The following is a 20,293-nucleotide window of genomic DNA, read 5'->3' on the forward strand; positions in this document are numbered from 1 at the left end:
TCGCTTACCGGCGCAGCGCGCTGCCGAGCACACCGCCCATCATGCCACCGATGAAGGCGGCGCCGGCGGCGTTGCCCGAATTGTCCTGCGGCGGCGGATTGCGATAGACCGGCGCACCCTGAGGCGGCGGGCCGCCGGCAGCCACGTTGCCGGCCGGCTTGGCACGGCGCGGCCTGGCCTCGTCGCCGACTGCGGCGGTCGCCGGCGCGGGCTGCGGCTCTGCCAGCAGCGCCTTGTGCTGCAGCTTGGTCAGGAATCCAGTCGATGGATAGCCTCGGGCCGCCTGCCAGCGCTTCATGACACCGCGGGTCTGGTCGTCGAACACGCCGGTCATCCTGGTGTCGAAGCCAAGACCGGTCAGCCGCCGCTGCACGTCGCGGCGCTTGGTCTTGTCGAGGCCGATCTGATCCTCGCTGACCTGAGTGCCTTCCTCGGTGTAGGTGGCGGGATCGACGCCCTTGGCGACGTTGCGAGTGGCGGTGTTGATGGCGCCGCTCTCGATCGCGGCGATGCGCGCCATCGCCAGCGACTTGAACTGCCCGTTCGGGTAGGTCGAGAGATAGGCGTTCAGCTCTTCCGGCTTGTTGGAGTCCTTCACCGAGCGCCAGAATTCGAGCTCGGCTTCGCCTGCGGTCACGGTGGCCGTCGCGACGGCCGGCGTCGTCCCGGCCGTGGCGGCCGTTGCAGCAGGGGCCGCCGCCGGGTTGAGGTAGACGGCGCCGATCAGGTTGGTATGCCCCCAGGGCAATTGGCCCTTGCTGGTCTCCTCATTGACCTGGGCCCGCACGGCGGTCATGGCCTGCTGGATCTCGATGCCGGGCTGGGCGATGTGCGAGATCAGCGCGCGGGTGAACGGGCTGTTGGCGCCGGCCTCGCCGTCGAGGGCGGTCTGGCCCGGGCCGGTGGCGAACGCGATCAGCGTACCCTCGCCGGACTTCATCTCGGCCAGGCCGGTCTGCACCGACACGCTGCGGGTCGGCGAGTTCGACTTGATCTTGGCGGCGAACGGATTGTCGCGGCAGGCATCGAGGAAGACGAGCTTGACCTTGGCGTCGCCCATCGTCTGGTCGAGCGTCACGTCGATGTTGATGGCCGAGCCCAGCTTGACGTCCATCTCCGATTTCAGGTCGGCGTCGACCGGCAGCAGGTAGTTGGTGCCGGCGATCGCAATGCCGTGTCCGGCGTAATAGAACACCGCGATATCGGCGCCCTGCGCCTTGCGACCGAAATCGAGCAGCTTCTCGGTCATCTTGTCACGGGTGAGATTGGTGCCCTCGACGACGTCGAAGCCGACGTTGCGCAGGGTGGCCGCCATGGCCTTGGCATCGACCGGCGGGTTCGGCAGTTGGGCCACGCTCTTATAGGCGCCGTTTCCAACGACAAAGGCGACCCGGCGGTCGGCCTTGGCGGCTTCAGCGGTCAGCACCACGCAGAGCAGGGACAGGGCGACGGTGAGATAGCGCATCAGGAGATCCCCCAACGATCAAGCGAAGCGTTCACTGCAGCATTTGTCGCGGATCGGCGCCAAAAGTCTTGTTCCCGGTCAAAAAATCACGCTTCCGCCATAAACCAGTTCGCGGGTGTTGCGCCAGATCCACGACGATCGCGTGTAGCGCGGCGGTTCCGTGATCCGGGTCACGCCGCTTGAGGGGATGCTCGGCGCCTCAGGTCCCTGCCGAACTGCCCATCGGCACCGGCCGAGGCTGCGGCGGACGCAGGTTCAGCAGGTTTCCGGCGAGAATCAACGCCGCGCCGACCACGGTCAATCCGTCGAGACGCTCCGCATAGACCAGCCAGCCGACAGTGGCGGTCAGCGGAACGCGGAGGAAATCCATGGGCACCACGATGGTGGCGTCGGCGTAGAGCAGCGCGCGCGCCATGCAGAAATGCGAGAAGGTGCCGCAGAGGGCGACGAGCAGGATCCAGCCCCAGGCGGTGGCCGATGGCGCCGTCCAGAATACGAGCGAAGGGATGAGGCCGGCGACGGATTGCACCACCAGCATCCAGAAGATGATCGACACGGTGGGCTCGGTGCGCGTCAGCAGCTTGACCAGTGCGATCGAGATACCGAAGCCGACCGCGGCGGCCAGCGCGATGAGCTGTCCCGGATTGATCGCCCCGGTATCCGGGCGGACGATCACGACGACGCCGACGAGGCCGAGCCCGATCGCCGCCAGCTTGAACAGGGTGATGCGTTCGCCGAGGAAGGCCGCCGCCAGCAGTGCCGTCCAGATCGGCATCGTGAACTCGATCGCCACCACCTGGCCGATCGGGATCAAGGTGAGCGCGAAGAACCAGCCGAGCTGCGCGCCGTAATGGACGAGGTTGCGCGCCGCGTGCTGCTTGAGCCGCGAGGTGCGCAAGGTGGCAAAGCCTCCGCTGAGGGCGATGACCGGCGAGAGCATCACCAGGCCGATCAGGCAGCGCAGCTCCATCAGCTCGAACACGTTGAGCTCGCGCATCGCTTCGCGTCCGGCCACCGCCATCACCAGCATCAGGCTGAGCCAGCCCGTCATCCACAGTGCGGCAATCAGTTTCGAAGCGGGACGATTCATGCGGTGGCGGGGAGAGCGAGGACGGCGGCGAAGGCGGGCTGTATCACCTCGCGCGCAGAGCAATGCAAACGAAATCAACGGTGCAGCGCACCAACGCCGCTGCAGGCTTTGCTCGCGACGGACGCGCGTCATCGAGAAAAACGTGGAGTGTGGCTGTGTTTCGTCCTAAAGCGACCGCCGCGATACAGCCCGCGAACAGCACAACACAGTCTAAGGCAGCCAGAGACAAGACATGACCGAACGCGCCGCTTCAGCCGACTTCGTGACCGCCTTTGCCACTGGCTGGCCGGAGCGGGAGCCTCATCTCATGGTGCTGTCGCTGACCACCCATAAAGGTGTTCAGGACTTCGCCATGACGCGGGAGCAGGCGCTGCTGGTCGCCAAGACCATCAAGCGCACCGCCGCGCAGCTTGCTCCGCCGCCGTCCGCAGGTGCGGTCCCCGGCGCCAGGCGCGGCAGTTGATCGGGATCACCGCGACAGTGAAATGTTGGCTGCGCGGAACTGGCTGTCGGCCCGGATCGACACGGACTGCCTCTTGCCGCGGGTGGCGAGCGCGATGTTGGCGTTGAAGCCGGCGGTGGTCGCGAGCAGCTGGAAGTTGCCGCCGCCGCCACGGCCCTGCAGCACGCCATTGATGCCGCGGCTGGTCTCACTCCAGGTTCCCGAGATGGCCGAGCCCTCAGCGATCACCTCGGCCTGCAGCCCGAACTTGTAGGCATCGCTGGCGCAGGTCAGGACGAGCGTCATCCGCGGTCCCGAGACGCCGTAATTGGCCCGGCACCGGATGCGCTCGGTTGAGCCGTCCTCGAGGGCAACCGTGCCGCTGCCGCCCCATGTTCCGGCCATGCCCGTGAAGGGACCAGGGTCGGCATGCCCCGGCGAGGCGGTCACGCCCGCCGTCAAAACAACGGCGGTGGCCGCGACCCGCCGCACCATCTTCAGGAGCGTGTGCGCGCCGTTACAGGCGCGAAGCCTGCCAGCGGCCGCTGCAGGGGATGCCTGCCGAGGCGCCGTTCCACTTGCCCGAGCCAGAATTGCCGTTGAGCTGCCCATTCGCATATGCGCCATTGATGGAGACCTTGACGAGGCCTTCGCGTCCAATCGAACCCGACACATTGGCGCCAGCCGCAGAAATCTTACCGTCTGCGACGATCAAGGTCGAGCTGGCCGTGGGCTCGCAGCTGCCACTGTTGGTGACGATCGTCACCTGCCACTGCCCGTCATAGGGCGACTGGGCGAATGCGGGGGCGGCCGAGCTGCCCACCAGGATCGACGCGGCGAAAGCCATTCCAATGCGGTCGAGACGCATGAATCGTTGTCCCTCAAATGTCGTTGATCACGACCTTATTTGGAAGAATTGTGACGAAAATTTGCCGCAGCGCCACAACGGATTTTTATCGAGCAATTTCAGTCCATTAACGATTAATGCGGAACCCGGCTTGGAGGCATTCGGGCGGCATTGTGCGCAAACTGCGCCTTCGCCCACGGCATAAGCGGGCGAACGCCCACATCTTTCCGCTGACCGCCCATGCTGCCGTTCGCAGGGCACCGCGAGGGCGCCAGCGGGGAGGATGTCCACAACTTATCAGGGCGATGCGATCAGATGGTCAGTGCGGGGTGAGGCTGGGCGCCTTGGTCGCGAACTGCTCGTCCTGCGGCTTGGCCGGAATCGCGCCGGTCGCCTTGGCCGATTCGACGACATCGCCGAGCAGCTTGAGCCCGAGCGGTGCGAGAGCGCGCTCCCACAGCTCGCGCGCGGTCTCTCCCTTCTTGACGAAGCACCATTCCTGGGCGGCGATGGCGCCCGCATCCATGCGGTCGGCGAGGTGATAGATGGTGCCGCCGGCGATCGGATCGCCTTCCTTGATGGTCCACTCCACCGCAGCGATGCCCCGGTGACGCGGCAGCAGCGACGGATGGTAGCCGATGCCGCCGAGCCGGGCGGCTGCCACCGCCTCGTGAGTGACGCGGGCGTGGCTATGCGCCGTGACGATCAGGTCCGTGCCGGGGGCGATCTCGCCGGCGGGCACGACCTTCGGATTGGCCTGGACCACGACCTCGATCCCGGCCGCCCGCGCCGCGGCTGCAAGCCGGTCCTCGCCATCATGAACGACGACCCGCGCGATCTCGATTCCTCTCTCGCGCAGCATGTTCAGTGTGGCGACACCGAAATGGCGGGAGCCGACGAGAGTGATGCGCATGGCCAGGGATCTTCCACGGTTGGGGGCTGGATCCGGTCGGAGGCTCTGACCGGGCGAAACGGGTCAAACCAAGCCTTGGCCTCCAGGTCAAGCGCCTGCTGGGCCGTCGTCACAGTCTGGCTTCGTCCGGCCGCCGGAGGCGCTGTGGGACCCAAACGGGAAAGGGGAAGGCCGCTCCGAGCCGGAGTTGGCGGGGCCCCTCACGCCTATTGGCGCGCCGATCGCCATGGTCGCCATCAACCTGGCCGCCATCAAGATGCAGGCCGAGACGACCGTGGCGGATGACACGCCCTCGTCGGTACCGACGGCGGCCTCAGATGAACCGGGACGTCAGGACAGGTGCCGGAAATTCGCCTATAGGTTGTGTATAGACCGGTGCTGCATCACGGCATATTGCTCGACACAGCTCAACTAAAGGCGCCGAGCTATCAACTGTACTGATGAGGACAACCGAAGATGCCGCTCCTGTCGGCTCAACGGGCGCGATCTGGTCGGTCTTCGAACGCAATTTACTGGACCCATGGCTGAAGAGGTCATCTAACTTCTGGTTGTGTTATCAGTTGGCGCGTCTGCGTAGTAAAACTGACGCTTCTGCGTATGACGAATATAATTTCTTAAAGCCCCAGGAGCACAATGCTCGAGCCGCTCCGCCGCGCGGCCGGATAGCCGGGTGCCGCGCCTGTCACCGATCCCTGGGCAACAGCACCCGGTTATTTGCCGGCGGTCATGTGGTTTCCGGCGGCGGAAGGTCGATGCCGAGCGCCGCGCACAGCGGCCCAAGATGTTTCTCGTAGCGGCGCCAGCTTCCGATCGAGCGGCGGTAGATCGGCTCGCGCACCTGCATCAGGCTCGCCGTGCGCACCATGCGCTCGGTGCGATGGAAGTCGAGGCAGGCATCCTCCCAGTCGAGCCCGCAATGGGCGAGCACGCGGCGCGACACGCCGTCGAGGTCGTCGACCAGATCCTCGTATTGAACGTCCATCAGGATGCCGGGCGGTAGCACCTTGTGCCAGTGTTCCATCACGCCCTCATAACCCCGGTAGTAGTGGCCGAGTTCGGTCAGGTCGTAGGCGAATGGCTGTGAGCCTGTGAACAGCAGCGAGTAGCAGGAAATGCAATTGTCGAGCGGGTCGCGCCGCGCGTTGATGATCCTGGCGCGCGGGAACGCCGCATGGATCATCCCGACGAACAGGAAGTTCAGCGGCATCTTGTCGACGATGCGCTCGGCTTCGGGCGCTAGCGTCCGAACGCGGGCGGTGTACTCCTGACCGATCTTCGTCATTTCCTCGGGTGGCAGCAGCGTGATCAGATCGGGATACGCCGGAACGACCTTCTGGCGGTTGGCGCATTCGCCGACGAGATCCTTGAAGGTCTCGAGCTCGCCCGCGCCGAAGACCTTGGAATGGCTGGCCAGCACCTGCTCCATCAGGGTGGTTCCGGAGCGCGGCATGCCAACGATGAAGATCGGGGCCCAGGAATCGTCGCCGTGCCCTGCAACCATGCGAAAGAACTCGGGCGTGAAGCGCGTCGCGACGTTTTTCATCATGCCGAGCCGCTGCTCGGAGTCGTAGTCGAAGGTCTTGCGCTTGAGGGTGTTGGCCTTGTGCAGATGCGAGAAGGCCAGGTCGTAGTCCTTCAGGTCGGACAACGCCTTGCCAAACGCGAAATGGGCTGCGATCTGCTTCTCCTGATCGAGCTGGTCGACGCGTTCGATCAGCTGCCGCAGACCAGGAAGCCGGCTGTCGTCCGGCTTGAACTTCGACATGTTCGCGAGATTGAGGTGGATCGGCGCGTCGTCCGGCGCCAGCTCCAGGGCCTTCTGGAACGCTGCCGTTGCCTCCTCGAAACGGCCGAGCGCCTGGTAGGCGACGCCGAGATTGTTGTAGGAGCCGAAGCGTTCCGGCTTGATCTTGATGGCCAGCAGGTTCTGCTCGATCGATTCCTCGAGCCGGTTGAGCTCGAGGAAGGCGTTGCCGAGATTGCCATAGGCGTCGGCATAGTCGGGCCGGCTCGCGATCGCCCGCTTGTAGTGCTCGATGGCGCGCTCGCGATGGCCCTGGCGCAGCAGCACGTTGGCGATGTTGTTGTGGGTCTCGGCATGCTCCGGGCTGAAGTCGAGGACCTTGAGGTAGTGTTTCGCTGCCTCGATGTCTTTTCCTGTCGTGTAGAGCAGGTTGCCGAGTGCGAAATGCGCATCGAGGTGCTGCGGCTTGTTGTCGATCGCCCGCCGGAGCAGGGCCATCGCCTCGTCGATCAGCCCCTGGTTCTGGCGAACCATGGCGAAGGCGTAGAGGATGCCGGGGTGGCTCGGCGCCAGCGCGAGTGCCGTCTCGTAATGCTGTACGGCCGTCTCATAGTGGCCGGCGGAGGCCTCGACGGCTCCGATGCTGCCATGGGCCTCGGCGGATTTGTCGTTCACCGCGACCGCGCGCACGAAGAAGTCCTTGGCCTCGTCGAGCCGGTTGGCGGTGGTGCAGATCATGCCGAGTCCGACCAGCGCGTCGAACTGGTTCGGCTGCCTCGCCAGGATCAGGTTGTAGATCGTCTCGGCATCCTTGGAGTCGCCGCGGCCTTGCAGCCTCTTTGCCACGGCAGCGGCGCCTTCGACCAACGTCTGCAACGATCCGGCCTGCTGCGAAGCGAAGGAAAGCGATGCTGTCGTCGGCGTCACCACGGGCGGGGCCACGTTCACGGGCTGGGGCGGCTTGGCGCCCGCGATCGCCTCGGCAATGGTCGGCCGCACGGCTTCGCTGCCGAGCGCATCGAGCAGCGGCTTCAGCCGGTCGCCATACATCCGCCAGCGGCCGACCGATCCGGAGAACAGCGGCTTGCGGACCTGGACCAGGCTGGCCGTGTTCACCGGACGCTCGTTCTCGTGGAACGACAGGCAGGCGTCATCCCAGTCGAGCCCGCAATGCGCCACGATCTTGCGCGCATGCGCATCGAAGTCACGCACCACGTCCTCATACGCCACCTCCAGCATGACGCCGTCCGGCAGCACCTTGCGCCAATGACCCATCAGGGCATCGTAGGCGCGGTAGTAGCGGCCGAGCTCGGCGAGGTCGTAGGCGAAGGGCTGCGGCTCGGCGAACAGCTGCGTGTAGCAAGACAGGCAGGTGTCGATCGGATTGCGCCGGACGTGAATGATGCGCGCATTCGGTAGCGCGAGATGGATCAGCCCGGCGAACAGGAAGTTCGACGGCATCTTGTCGACGATGCGCTTGGTGTCCGCCGGCAGGTCGGTGAACCGCTCGAGATAGGCGCGCGCGAGGGCCTCAATGTCGGCGTCGGACAGCTTGGCGAGCATCTCCGGATAGTCGCCGCGGGCACGGTCGGTGAACAGTCCCGCGGCGGCCGCGAAATAGTTGACCTCGCCGGCGCCGTGCACGGCGGAATGGCTGGCGAGGAGCTGCTCGACCAGGCTGGTGCCGGACCGGGGCATGCCGATGACGAACACCGGCGCCGGCGATGGATCGCCATGGCCGGCGCGCGCCTGCAGCATGTCCTTGGAGAACACCGCGCGGATGCGCTCGATCTGGCGCAGCGTCTGGTTCTCGTCATAGTTGATGCGGCGGCGCTCGAGAGCATTGCCGGCGTTGAGGTGGACCAGCGACCGTTCGCCGTCCTTGATGTCGGCATAAGCCCGCCCGAGGGTGAAGTGCAGGGCGATGCGCGCATCCTCGGTGAGCGTCTCCGAGTTCGCGGTCAGATCCTGCAAGGGCGCCCAGCGCGCGTCGTCGACCGCGAACGGCTTGACCACGCCGTAGTTGAGGTGCGTGCCGATACTGCGCGGGTTGACAGCCAGGGCGGATTCATACGCGAGCGCCGCCTCGTCGAGCCGTCCCAGGATCATCAGCACGCCGGCGAGATGGTTCATCGTCGTCGCGTCGCGGGGATCGTGGGCGAGGGCCGTTCGATAGCTTGCGACGGCGTCCTCGTAGCGCTTGACGTCGCGCAGCGCATCGCCGCGGTTGCGGTGGGCGACGGCATAGTCGGGGCGCCGGCGCACCGCCTCGGCGTAATGCGCGAGCGCCAGGTCGTGCTTGCCGCGCGATTGCAGGGCATTGGCGAGATTGTTATGGGCCTCCGGGAAGTCCGGCCGTTCGGCGATGGCGCGCTCATAATGGAAGATGGCGGCAGGGACGCTCTTCATCTCCAGGTGCAGATTGCCGAGATTGTAGTGCGCCTCGGCGAGATGCGGGCTCAGGGCAAGGGCCTGCTGATAGGTGCGGATCGCGGCATCGAGCTCGCCGGCGGCCTGCTGGCAGCCGCCGATGTTGAGCAGCACGACCGGCGCATTGGGCTGGATCGCGAGCGCGCGCGTGTAATGGACAATGGCTTCCGAATGCCGCCCGAGCATGCGGCAGGCGTCGCCGAGGCTGGCGGCGGCCGCGGCGAAATCCGGCCGCGCGTCGAGCGCGGCCTCGTGATGCGCGAGCGCGCGCTCGTACTGGTCGAGGCGCTGCAAGGCAAAGCCGAGCGCCTGGTGCGCGTCGGCGCTGGTCGCGTCCGCGGCCAGCACCAGCTCCAGATGCCGAACCGCGCCGCCGGGGTCGCCAAGGCTGGTGAGCACGCTGCCGAGCAGCAGCCGGGCGTCGGTCGAGGTCTCGTCGAGCGCGACGGCGCGCTGCAGATGCGCGCTCGCTTTGGCGAGATCGCCGAGGCCTGCGAAGGTCTTGCCGAGCGACAGGTGCAGATCCGCGGCATCACCGGCTTCCTCTGCGGCCTGGTCGAGCAGGGCGCGTGCCTCATGCGCATCGCCAAGCTGCAGGCGGACCGCGGCGAGGCTGCACAGGGTGCGGAAATGACGGGGCTGAAGCGAAAGAACTTTCCGGTAGGCCTGCTCAGCGATGCGCAAGGCTTGATCGCTGAGCGCGGCCGCCGACGGCTGTCCGCCGTCCGACGCTGTGGGGACGAGGCGGGGGCGGAAGGCGACGGCGTGCTCGTTCATGATGGCAACTTGCTGAATGTTCGACGAATGCCGTTGTCGAGGCGGATTGAAGCGAAACGGAGGCTTAGACGAGGCCGATCGCAAGCGGTCGGCTAGAACCCTTCGAGCAGTGCATGGAATTTGTCCGGCCACGTGCAGCGTCGATGGCCGGTGCTGCCACAACGCAACGAGCCGGCGTAGACCCAAGGGTCTGCGCCGGCCAATGTTGGTCAGGTTGCCGAGGGCGTCAGCCCCACATGTGATGCATCGCGTGGTGGTGGGACATGTCCGGACCGCTCGATGCGGCTGCAGCGGTTGCGGCTGGCGCCGCCGCGGCCGCCGCCGTGTGGTGGCTGCTGTGATGGCTGTGGTGGCCGCCGCAGTGATGGGTCGTGGTGGTGTTGTTGTCGCCGCCGGTGGTTCCTCCGCCGGCCGTTCCACCGCCCGTCGTGCCGCCTCCGGTCGTCCCGCCACCCGTGGTGCCTCCGCCGGCAGTGCCGCCTCCGGTGGTGCCGCCACCTGTCGTGCCACCTCCGCCCATGCCGCCGCCGGGCGTGGTCGTGCTCGCAGGCGTTCCGCCCGTGCCGTTGGCGATGTTCGGCGTGGCGCCCGCCGGCATACCGGTGCCCTGGGCAATGCCATTGACCGCCGTCGCCGTCACGAAGCTCGTCGCGGACGTGACGTAGGCCGATCCGCCGATCGCGATATTGTTGCCCGCGATGTCTCCGGCATTGCCGATGTAGTTCGCGGCGGCAGCCTTCAACATCGCCTGATCGGTCGCCAGGGCGGCACCGGTGTCACCGTTCATGATGCCCATCAGGGCCTTCGTGGCCATGGTGGTGTCGGACTGCAGAGCGCCGGCGGCGAGCTCGTCGTCGAAGCGTCCCTTGAACACCGCGCCCTGCGCCGCATCGAATGCCGCACCGAAGTTCTGGTAGTTGGTGATCTGGTCGATCAGGGCCTGCGACGCCGTCCCCGTTCCATTGGCGACCGCAACCAGCTTCGCACCCAGCGTGTTGCCCTCGGCGAGGAAGTTGGCCCAGAAATTGGTCTGCGCCTGATTGTCCTGGAACTTCGTGACCGTGCCGGTCAGGCCGCCGGGCATCTCCGAGAAGCCGCCGCCGTGTCCCGGCATGCCGGTGCCGCCCGCCGCGGCGTTGAGGGCCGCGTCGTTCTGGAACACGTCGATCATGTCGACGATGTTGTCGGCGGAGCCGCGCAGCGCCGTCGGGCTGGCCATCGTTTCGGCGACGTTGTAGTTGTTGATTTGAAGGTTTGCCTGGCTGAGCAGCGTCATCAGATGCAGCGTCGTCGTCTGGGCATCGACAGCGGTTTGACCTGCTTCAATCGCAGCGAGCTTCGCGGGATCGTTCAGGATCGCTTGGAGGCCCTGCGCCACGGCCGTGAAGTCGGCTTGGACCTGGTTGATATTGTTGGCGCTCATGCCGCCCAGCGAAAGGTCAGCGACGGCATTGAACACCGTTCCGATGGCGGTCAGGTCGCCCGCGGCCGCTGCAGCGAGATTGGTGGCGCTGTCGTTGCCGGCGGGAAGGCTCTGGAACGCCACATCCATGGCACCCGTGTTGGCCAGGAAGGGAACGTTGTTGAGCGCGGCCGAGAGATGCGCGTCACCCTGGATCTGCGCCAGGATCTGCATCTGCACGTTGTGGATGGTCTGGTCGGCTTCGGCGAGGGTCGCCGGATTGGTTGTGTTCGGCGCCGCGTTGATCAGCGTCGTGATCTCGTTCGAGACCTGGGTGAGCACCGCGGTGTCGGTCGCGTTGAGCGTAAAGGCCTTGCCGCCGATCGTGACGTCTCCGGGATTGGCCAGCATCGCGTTGATGTCGTTCTGCACGGCATGCAGGTCGGTGGTGTAGCTGCCGAGGAACGGGTTCGAGTTGCCGCTGTTCTGCGGCGTCGACCACAGGCCGGTCGAGATGCGAACGGCGTCGTTGAAAACGACGCCGGCCTGCACGAGGTCGGTCGACAGGTTGAGCGCCGAGGCGCGAACCAGCAGGTTGGACGTGCCATTCGCCAGCGCCGTCGGGTTGAAGGTATTGGCTGCCATTGATCATCTCCCCAAGTTTCAACCCGGCGTCTGCTGCTTGGCGGTTCGGCAGCACGCGGGCGTTGATCGGGCTGAGACATCTCGTTCACCTCCTCGCGGAGCGGGCGAAATGTCGCAGCCTCAGAGCACCTGGGAATTATTTGCTCCAATGGGGCCAAAAGAAGCGCCGCGGAGTCCTCAAATATGATGTTGTTCGGGCAAACGACGATTGTCGCAGCCGGGTCACGGCCGCGCTCGGAAGCGTACTAACTCCTTGAATTCCGTCGTGGCATCCTTGCAACATCACCGCTCAGCGAAGCTTCGATGCACGGTCCAGACAAGAAGTTGCCCCGATCTTGCGGCTGGTCGCCGATCTCTCCTTAGAAAAGTTCCAGCGTAACGAGGGTTCACAGTGCGGAACGGAACATGCATCTTTGCTGATCTTCAGAGGCTTCCTTTCTTCAACGCGTGTCGTCTCGCCCGGCTCATCGTCCTTCTCATTTCCCCCGGGAGCACTGCGTGAGTTGACCTCATCTGCTTGCTCCCGGGTATCCGATCCGCAGCAGCTGCTGCGGCTGCCTCATCAACCCCACATGTGATGCATCGCGTGGAGATGCGACATGTCGGGACCGGCAGCCGCGGCCTGGTTCGTATGCGCGCCCTGGCTGTGATCGTGATGATGGTGATGATCGCTGTGATGCGCGGCGTTGCTGCCGTTGTTGGCCGTGGTACCTGTCGACGTGCCGCCAGCCGCCGCTCCGCCGGTCGACGTGCCTCCGTTCGCCGCGGTGCCACCGGCTGCCGCGCCACCGCCGGCGGTGGTTCCTGCCGCAGCTGTGCCGCCAGTGCCGTTGGCCAGGTTCGGTGTCGCGGTGACCGGAATGGTGCCGTGCGCGGTGCCCTTGATGGAGGTTGCCGTCGAGACCGTCGTGGCCGTCCCGACATAGGTGCCGCCATTGACGGGAATGTTGTTGCCTGAGACGTCCATGGCGTCCGCCGCGAAGCCTTGGCCTGCCGCGGCGATCATCGCCTTGTCTGCCGCAAGTGCTGCGCCGGTGTCGCCGTTGAGGATGCCTTGCAGGCCCTTGACGGCATGGGCAGTGTCAGCTTCGAGCGTGCCGCTGAGCAGCTCGTTGTCGAACCGACCCTGGAATACGGCCCCCTGCGCGGCGTCGAAATTGGCGCCGAACTGCTGGTAGTTCTGGATCTGCGTGATCAGGGCCGCGCTCGCCTGCGCACCGCCGGTCGAGATCTTCTGCAAGGTCGCGTTGATGGTGTTGGCCTCGGCCAGGAATGCAGCCCAGAAATTCGTCTGCGCCTGATTGTCCTGGAATTTGGTGACCGTGCCGGTCAGTCCACCCGGATCTTCGGCGAAGCCGCCGGAATGGCCGGCATTGCCGTTGCCGCCCGCGGCCATGTTGAGGTTGGTGTCACCCTGGACGATGTCGATGATGTCGAGCAGATTGTCGGCCGTGCCGCGCAGCGCCGCCTGATTTCCCGTGGTCGCCGCCGCGTCGTATTTGTTGAGCTGCAGGTTGATCTGACCGAGCGCGGTCTGCAGGTGGATCGTTGTCAGCGCCGCCGCGTTGGCGGTCTCGCCGGCCTCGATCTGCGCGAGTTGAGTCTTGTTGTTGAGGATGGCCGTCAGGCCCTGCGAGACCGCAGTCAGATCGGTGTTGACCTCCTGCAGGTGCGCCGCGTCGATGCCGCCGGAGGCGAGCTCGACCACCTTGTTGAAGACGAGGCCGACGTCCTTGAGGCTGGCGCCAGCGGTCGCCGCAGCAAGGCTCGCCGGATCGTCCGCGCCGGCGGGCGAGGTCTGGAAGGCGATGTCCTGGCCGCCTGTGTTGGCGAGGAAGGGCACATTGTTCAGCGCGTTCGCCAGATGGGCGTCGTTGTGGATCTCGCCCAGGATCTCCTGCTGGAGCGCATGAATGGTCTGGCTGGCGGCAGCCTGGGTGGTGGCGTTCGCGAACTGCCCCGCCGCCTGCAGCAGCGTCCCCAGCTGACCCTCGACGTTGGTGAGGACTGCCGTGTCAGTGGCGTTCAGTGCGAAGGTGTGTCCGCCGAGCGTGACCTGACCTGGATTGGCCAGCATGGCGGCGATATCGGTCTGCACCGCCGTGATGTCGGCCTGATAGCTGCTCAGGAACGTCGGCGAGTTGCCGCTGTTGGCGAGGCTGAACAGGCCGAGCGAAGCGCGGACCGCATCGTTGAAGACGACGCCGGCCTGCACCAGATCGGTCGAATGCTGAATAGCAGTGGCGCGAGTCAGCAGGTTCGACGTGCCGTTGGCGAGCGCGGTCGGACTGAAGTTGACTGGCGTGGCACCACCGCCGCTGCTCGGCGGCGTCGAAGTGGTGCCGCCGGTGCCGTTGGCGATGTTCGGGGTCGCCGTCACCGGGATCGTGCCGTGGGCGAGGCCGTGCACCGAGGTCGCCGTCGAGACCGTGGTGGCCGTGCCGACATAGGTCGCGCCGCCAATCGCGATGTTGTTGCCGGAGACGTCCATGGCGTCAGCGGCGAAGCCCTGTCCGGCGGCGTTGATCGCCGCCTTGTCCGCCGCGAGAGCCGCGCCGGTGTCGCCGTTCAGGATGCCCTGCAAGCCTTTCACGGCGGCCGCCGAGTCGGCTTCCAGCGTGCCGCTGAGCAGCTCGTTGTCGAAGCGGCCACGGAAGACATTGCCCTGGGCGGCGTCGAAATTGGCGCCGAACTGCTGGTAGTTCTGGATCTGCGTGATCAATGCCGCGCTGGCTTGCGCGCCGCCCGTCGAGATCTTCTGCAGGGTTGCGTTGATGGTGTTCGCTTCGGCCAGGAACGCGGCCCAGAAATTGGTCTGCGCCTGATTGTCCTGGAACTTGGTGACCGTGCCGGTCAATCCGCCGGGATCCTCCGCGAAGCCTCCGGCATGGCCCGGCATGCCGTTGCCGCCGGCTGCCATGTTCAGGTTGGCGTCGCCCTGGATGATGTCGATGCTGTCGAGCAGGTTGTCGGCCGTGCCGCGCAACGCAGCCTGATTGCCGGTCGTTTCCGCCTTGGCATACTGGTTGAGCTCGAGGTTGACCTGTCCGAGCACCGTCTGCAGATGGATGGTCGTGAGCGCGGCCGCGTTCGCCGTTTCGCCGTTCTCGATCTGTGCGAGCTGGGTCTTGTTGTTGAGAATGTTGGTCAGACCTTGCGAGATCGCGGTGAGGTCGGTCGTGACCTCCTGAAGATTGCCGGTGTGGATGCCGCCGGAGGCGAGGTCGACGACCTTGTTGAAGACGAGGCCGACATCCTTCAGCGTGTTGCCTGCGGTCGCTGCGGCCAGGGTCGCCGCATCATCGGCACCGGCCGGCGTGTTCTGGAAGCCGACGTCCTGGCCGCCGGTGTTGGCGAGGAAGTTGACCTTGTTGAGCGCGCCGGACAGATGCGCGTCGCCGTTGATCTCCTGCAGGATCTCCTGCTGGACCGCGTGCAGCGTCTGATCCGCGGCTGTGATCGTCGCAGCATTCGTGGTCTGCGGTGCGGCCGTAAGCAGCGTCGAGATCTGCGCCTGCACGTTGGTGAGAACGGCGGTGTCGGTCGCGTTCAGCGTGAAGGCCTGGCCGCCCAGGGTCACCTGGCCGGGATTTGCGAGCATCGCCGCGATGTCGTTCTGCACGGCGTGGAGATCGGTCGTGTAGCTGCCGAGGAACGGGTTCGAGTTGCCGCTGCCGGCCTGCGAGAACAGGCCGAGCGAGGCGCGCACCGCATCGTTGAACACCACGCCGGCTTGGACGAGGTCGGTCGACATGTTGAGCGCTGAGGCGCGCACCAGCAGGTTCGACGTTCCGTTGGCCAGCGCCGTCGGGTTGAAGGTGTTATTCGCCATAGATCATCTCTCCCCAAGTTCATCCGACGCCCGGCAGGGCCCCGTACCGAAACTGGCCGGACGATGCGGAAGCGCATCGGCCCTGCGTCGGACGTGATGCGCCGCGCCTCACGCCCGTGCGCCGCTGTGTCGCGCGTTCTTCTGACGCGCGCTACTTTGTCGCACCTCGCTATATGCTCGGAGCAATCGGGCCAAAAAAGGCGTGGGGGAGTCCGCAAATATGTTGTTCTCGGGACATCGCGGATCTGTGACAGATGCGCCGCGATCGCGTGCCAAGTGATTGATTTCTGGCGGCAAGCAGCAACTGCGCGGTGCGGCGACCGGGCGCGAATTGCATCTTGTCGTCAAGATGCTGCCTGCATCTCGCCGGTGAGTGGCCGGTCTCCAGCGATCAGACGCAGGGTTGGTCTGATGCTGTCAAGGCTGCCCGGCGACGCGGGCGCGCGGCATTGTCGCAGCGCCATCGCTGGAAAAACGCCACGATGGATTGTCTGTCGGGGGAGTTAGAGGCAAAGGCGCCTGGGCGTGTCGGCCGACCTCGCCGTGCGCCGTTCAGGACGGCGGCGCGGCCTGGCGCTGCGCCAGGAGCGCAGTCCTGATCTTCTGCAGCAGTATGGTGTAGAGCTGATTCCAGGCCGGGTCATTCTGCCCGTTCGCGTCGAGCCCTTGCTTGGTCAGGCCCAGGCTGATCCGGTAGACGGCGAGGGCGCCGTCGATGTTGCCGAGCGGAAGGAAGGCATCGCCCAGACTCTGATAGGAATTTGCAAGCGCCTGCTGCAGCGACGGGTCGTTGGCGATCGTGTTGGCGAGATGGGTGATCAGCGCGGTGTTGGCGCGACGCTGCTCGAAGGCTTCGGCATGGCGGCCCTGGGCGGTGAGCACATCCGCCAGCAGAGCGTGGCACCAGGCGAGGTCGCGCTGAAAGCTGAGATTGCCGCGATGGGCCGCGGTCAGCTTCCGGATGATGGCGAGGCTGGCGGAATAGGCGGCATGCGCAGCCTCGAGGTTTCGCTGAACGAACAACACGGCGCCGATGCGGTTCAAGGCGACCGAGAGGTTGCGTTGAAACCCGGCGTCGTCCGGATTGGCTGCGGTCAGGTACCTGACGATGGCGATGCTCTGCTTGTAGTTCTGCAACGCGTCCATGAGATCGCTGGCGGTGGCTGCGCGATCGCCTTCCGCGATCCCGGCGGCAGCCTGATCCAGCAGCCTGCCGGCGGCGACCGTGACGCCGACCGCAAGGCCCCCGCGGGCGACATCGCCGCGCGGGCGTTCCAGCAGCGCGGCGAGCGCGACTGGCTCGTCGCTCTCCACGGATTCCGGCGCAGACTCTGCTCTCGAGGCTCGATCCCGATCAAAGGGCGCAGGCGGCGCCTGCTGCTGAGAGGCGCGCGGTTGCGGACGCAATCCCCGTCCGAAGCCGGGAATTCGGCGCAACATGCCCTCGACCTGCGCGGCCGTGATCAGGCGCGTGCATTCGAACTGCCGGGACGTGCCCTGCCATCGCGGGCACCACAGAAAGTCCTCATGGTCGAAGCGATGACGGGCATCATTCCAGCAACTGTTGCAGGCGTGATGGTTGATGACCCGATAGGGGGTCGCAAACTCGTTGGTCGGGTGGGTGAAGCCGCTGATCAGCACGACCGGAGTGCCGACCGCCCAGGCCAGCCATGACAGCCCCGAGGAAAGGCCGATGAAGAACGCGGCGTGCTTGAGCCAGCGGGCGCGCTCGGGCAGCGGCCGGTCGCCGGTCTGATCCTCGGCTTCGGCAGGAATCTGCGTTCGGAAAGCGCCGTGGCTGCGCTCCGCGGTCTGATCGACGCAGATCACGCGATAGCCGGTCGCGCGCAGGAAGGCCACGACGCTCTGCCAGCCCTCCGGATTGTTCCAGTGCTTGCATGCGGTCGTCGCCTGCACGGCGATGCAGACATAGGGGTCCTCGATGGGACGGCTCTCTTCGCTCAACGCGACGCGTGGCGGCTGCTCGGCCGGATCGACGCCGAGAATATGAGCTGCTGTCCGATGCAGACCGACCTGCCGGAAATCACAGGGATGATGCACGAACTCGGCATCGTCGAAGAACAGCGCGACCGAGTAGGTCGCGTAGTATCGCTCCGCCTGGACCGTGTCGTGGCTGAGGAACGTGATGTCTGGGTAGGCGGCGCGGAACAGCGGGATCAGCGGCTCGCCTATCGCACAGCTCAGGCGGCATCGATGCAGGTCCCTGAACTTCACCACATAGCTCATCCATCCGATGATGTCGCCGATCGTGCCGACCGGGAATTGGATCAGGACGTCGCGGTCGGTGGCGTCATAGTCGTGGCACAGCAGCAGCTCGGGCCCTGACCACACTTCCAGCCTGAACGGGACGAAGTAGCGCTTGCTGCTGTTGACGTGCCCAGAGCGCAGGTCGATGTCGAACAGGACGTTGGCGGTCTCGAGATCGCTCAACCGGACGCGCCAGGCGTGTCCGGTGTCGGGCAGCATGACACGACAGCCGTCGTTGAAATCGAAGCGCAGCCCTTGGGGACCCTCCTGGGTCGGCATGGCCGCTGGCGGTGGCAGTCGCGGCTTGCGTGCCTGATCAGACGCCTCGGTGCGGGCGCCGGGCTGGGCGGACGGTAACGCACTCGTCGGCACCATCGCCGGGTCCGAGGTGCGGGGAAAATTTGCAACGTTCATGTTGAGGTGCCGACGCGGTCTGCGTTCATTCGTGAGCGATGGCGCCGACCGCGGCTGTTCGGTCTTGTTACTCCACGAAGGCGCGGCGCCACTGATCGAGAACCGGCTTCATCAGATAGCTGAGCATCGTCCGGCTGCCGGTTTGAACGTAGACTTCGGCCTGCATGCCGGGCATCAGGTTGACGTTGCCGAGCCGCTTGCGCTCCTCGTCGGACAGCGTGATCCTGACCGTGTAGAAGGTAGAGCCGGTTCTTGGGTCATTGGTGATGTCAGGCGACACGAACGAGACTTGGCCGCTCAATTTCGGCGTGGTGCGCTGGTTGAAGGCGTTGAAGTGGACCATCGCATCCTGCCCGGTGTGGACGTGATCGATGTCCTTGGGCTGGACGTGCCCTTCGACCTGCAGTTCGTCCGAATCGGGGACCAGCTCCATGACGGTCTCACCCGGCTTGATGACGCCGCCGATGGTGTGGATCGCGAGCTGGTGGATGGTGCCGGAGTTCGGCGCGCGCATCTCGATGCGATCGAGCTGGTCGCGCGCGGCGACGCCCTTCTCGACCAGATCGCCTTCCTTGGCCTGTGACTCGCTGAGATCCTTGACCACCTCGCTGCGGAAATCCTGATCGATCTTGACGGTCTGGAGCTCGGCTTCGCTGATCTTGGACCTCGTCTCCGCCACGCTGGACACCAATTGGCCGCGTTCACCGTCGATTCGAGCGGCTTCCCGCTGCAGCGTGGTCAGTCGCGTCAGTGGAACGAGCCGCTTGTCATAGAGCTCCTGCACGCCGGCCAGCTCGCCCTTGATCAACTCGATCTGCTTGTTCTTGGATTCGAGCTGGGACTCCATGCCGCTGATCTCGTTGTTCAGCTGGACGATGCGGCCCTGCAGCAGCTCCTTCTGGCTCTTGCGGGTCGTGGCACGGGCCTTGAACAGCGCGTTCTCCGACGCGATCACGGTGCGGACATTCGGATCGTCCTGACGTGAGGTCAGAGTGGACGGATAGTCCGGCTGATCGAGACCGTCACGCTCGGCCGAGAGCCGTGCAATCTTGGCGCGCTGCTCGTTCAATTGCTTGGTGATCGCCTGGAGCTGGGCTTGGCTCTGCGTGGCGTCGAGCCGCACGAGCAGATCGCCCGCCGCGACGCGCGTGCCGTTGTCGACCTTGATTTCCGCGACAATGCCGCCTGTCGGATGCTGAATGGCCTTCACGTTGGATTGCACCACGAGATTGCCGGGGACCACGATCGCGCCGGCGAGCGGCACGAGGGTCAGCCAGCCGCCGCCGAGAACGGCGGCGACAAGCAGCACCCGCAAGCCGAGACGCAGCTCGTTCTCGAACATGCGGCTGACGCGCGGCACCAGCGATTCGTCCGAGCCGTCGTCGAGATCAGCCGCCGTTCCTTGCGTCGCAATGAAGGTCATGCCGGTGGTCAAGGCCGTGCCGGCGGTGCCGACCAGGCGACCGACCCGGGTTTGCGGAACGACGGGCGCATGCGCCAGGCGGGCAGGGAGGTTCTGCTGTCCCATCGGTCGCGGCGCACCGACGCCGAAATTGCCGTCGCGCCGCGCATCCTGCAGGTCGAGCACGGGCGCCGAATTGCCGCCCGCCACGCGTGCAGGCGGATGGCGCGGCGGCGGCGATAGCTCCGGCTCGTAGCCACGCATCGGTGCGGGCTGCTGCCAGTCCATCTCGCGGATGCCTTCACCGCGGCGTGCCCGGGGCGCCTGGGCACCGAGACCGAACAGCGACAGCGACGCACCGAGGGCGCGGCCCATGGTGCTGCCCTTTTTCTTCGAGCGCGGCTTCGGCCTGCCCTGCGACGGCGGCGGACGCCGGCGCTTCTTGCCGCCGTCACGTGCACCGCGGCGTTGTCGCGGGTCCTCGTCGGAGCCGTCGTCGAATGCGCCCTGCAGCCGCTGCAGCTCGAGGATCAATGCGTCGCCCTGCGGACCGACCGCGCGAGTCTTCGGTCGTACATAGTCGTCGTCGTCGAACGGCCTGAAGTCGTTGATGTGTTTCATT

General features: G+C 65.8%; 11 protein-coding genes. 1 reads left to right on the forward strand and 10 read right to left on the reverse strand.

Translation table 11 applies throughout. The features are described 5' to 3' along the window. Positions 1-4 precede the first annotated feature (4 nt). On the reverse strand, positions 5-1,465 hold the full coding sequence (locus QX128_RS00640) for a caspase family protein (RefSeq protein WP_315799866.1): 1,461 nt from the start codon (positions 1,463-1,465) through the stop codon (positions 5-7). A 199-nt stretch (positions 1,466-1,664) separates the two neighbouring features. Then, positions 1,665-2,555, reverse strand: coding sequence for a DMT family transporter (locus QX128_RS00645; protein ID WP_316236430.1), 891 nt, complete (start codon positions 2,553-2,555; stop codon positions 1,665-1,667). 232 nt (positions 2,556-2,787) lie between these two features. Here QX128_RS00645 and QX128_RS00650 point away from each other — a divergent pair, with 232 nt between their 5' ends. Continuing rightward, on the forward strand, positions 2,788-3,018 hold the full coding sequence (locus tag QX128_RS00650; RefSeq protein WP_315799868.1) for a hypothetical protein: 231 nt from the start codon (positions 2,788-2,790) through the stop codon (positions 3,016-3,018). A 6-nt stretch (positions 3,019-3,024) separates the two neighbouring features. On the opposite strand, the gene QX128_RS00655 is transcribed toward QX128_RS00650, so the two are convergent. From QX128_RS00655 to QX128_RS00690, 8 genes are all read right to left on the reverse strand, one after another. Then, positions 3,025-3,492, reverse strand: coding sequence for a hypothetical protein (locus tag QX128_RS00655; RefSeq protein ID WP_315799869.1), 468 nt, complete (start codon positions 3,490-3,492; stop codon positions 3,025-3,027). Positions 3,493-3,514: 22 nt separating this feature from the next. Then, a complete protein-coding gene (locus tag QX128_RS00660; protein WP_315751045.1) occupies positions 3,515-3,865 on the reverse strand; it encodes a hypothetical protein in 351 nt (116 codons plus the stop codon). Between the two features lie 298 nt (positions 3,866-4,163). Beyond that, entirely contained in the window at positions 4,164-4,757 is a 594-nt protein-coding gene (locus tag QX128_RS00665) for a formyltransferase family protein (RefSeq protein ID WP_315799870.1), read from the reverse strand. 724 nt (positions 4,758-5,481) lie between these two features. Beyond that, the gene (locus tag QX128_RS00670) at positions 5,482-9,708 is read right to left on the reverse strand and encodes a sulfotransferase (RefSeq protein WP_316236431.1); all 4,227 of its coding nucleotides are present in this window, start codon (positions 9,706-9,708) and stop codon (positions 5,482-5,484) included. 226 nt (positions 9,709-9,934) lie between these two features. Continuing rightward, a complete protein-coding gene (locus tag QX128_RS00675; protein WP_316215867.1) occupies positions 9,935-11,755 on the reverse strand; it encodes a hypothetical protein in 1,821 nt (606 codons plus the stop codon). Between the two features lie 562 nt (positions 11,756-12,317). Further along, a complete protein-coding gene (locus tag QX128_RS00680; protein ID WP_316215866.1) occupies positions 12,318-15,587 on the reverse strand; it encodes a hypothetical protein in 3,270 nt (1,089 codons plus the stop codon). A gap of 552 nt (positions 15,588-16,139) precedes the next feature. Next, complete coding sequence (locus tag QX128_RS00685; protein WP_410053118.1) at positions 16,140-18,269, reverse strand: autotransporter strand-loop-strand O-heptosyltransferase; 2,130 nt, start codon at positions 18,267-18,269, stop codon at positions 16,140-16,142. Positions 18,270-18,336: 67 nt separating this feature from the next. Beyond that, a complete protein-coding gene (locus tag QX128_RS00690; RefSeq protein ID WP_316236433.1) occupies positions 18,337-20,292 on the reverse strand; it encodes an HlyD family type I secretion periplasmic adaptor subunit in 1,956 nt (651 codons plus the stop codon). Between the last annotated feature and the right edge of the window lies 1 nt (position 20,293).

It is taken from the genome of Bradyrhizobium sp. SZCCHNR1015 (assembly GCF_032489875.1).
In the GTDB taxonomy this organism is placed as follows: Bacteria; Pseudomonadota; Alphaproteobacteria; order Rhizobiales; family Xanthobacteraceae; genus Bradyrhizobium.

Excerpts from the sequence above, each read along its gene's own strand:
- QX128_RS00665 (WP_315799870.1), bottom strand. The coding sequence starts at position 4,757 with ATGCGCATCACTCTCGTCGGCTCCCGCCATTTCGGTGTCGCCACACTG.
- QX128_RS00650 (WP_315799868.1), top strand. The coding sequence starts at position 2,788 with ATGACCGAACGCGCCGCTTCAGCCGACTTCGTGACCGCCTTTGCCACT.
- QX128_RS00640 (WP_315799866.1), bottom strand. The coding sequence starts at position 1,465 with ATGCGCTATCTCACCGTCGCCCTGTCCCTGCTCTGCGTGGTGCTGACC.
- QX128_RS00670 (WP_316236431.1), bottom strand. The coding sequence starts at position 9,708 with ATGAACGAGCACGCCGTCGCCTTCCGCCCCCGCCTCGTCCCCACAGCG.
- QX128_RS00655 (WP_315799869.1), bottom strand. The coding sequence starts at position 3,492 with ATGGTGCGGCGGGTCGCGGCCACCGCCGTTGTTTTGACGGCGGGCGTG.
- QX128_RS00690 (WP_316236433.1), bottom strand. The coding sequence starts at position 20,292 with ATGAAACACATCAACGACTTCAGGCCGTTCGACGACGACGACTATGTA.
- QX128_RS00685 (WP_410053118.1), bottom strand. The coding sequence starts at position 18,269 with ATGAACGTTGCAAATTTTCCCCGCACCTCGGACCCGGCGATGGTGCCG.
- QX128_RS00660 (WP_315751045.1), bottom strand. The coding sequence starts at position 3,865 with ATGCGTCTCGACCGCATTGGAATGGCTTTCGCCGCGTCGATCCTGGTG.
- QX128_RS00645 (WP_316236430.1), bottom strand. The coding sequence starts at position 2,555 with ATGAATCGTCCCGCTTCGAAACTGATTGCCGCACTGTGGATGACGGGC.
- QX128_RS00680 (WP_316215866.1), bottom strand. The coding sequence starts at position 15,587 with ATGGCGAATAACACCTTCAACCCGACGGCGCTGGCCAACGGAACGTCG.
- QX128_RS00675 (WP_316215867.1), bottom strand. The coding sequence starts at position 11,755 with ATGGCAGCCAATACCTTCAACCCGACGGCGCTGGCGAATGGCACGTCC.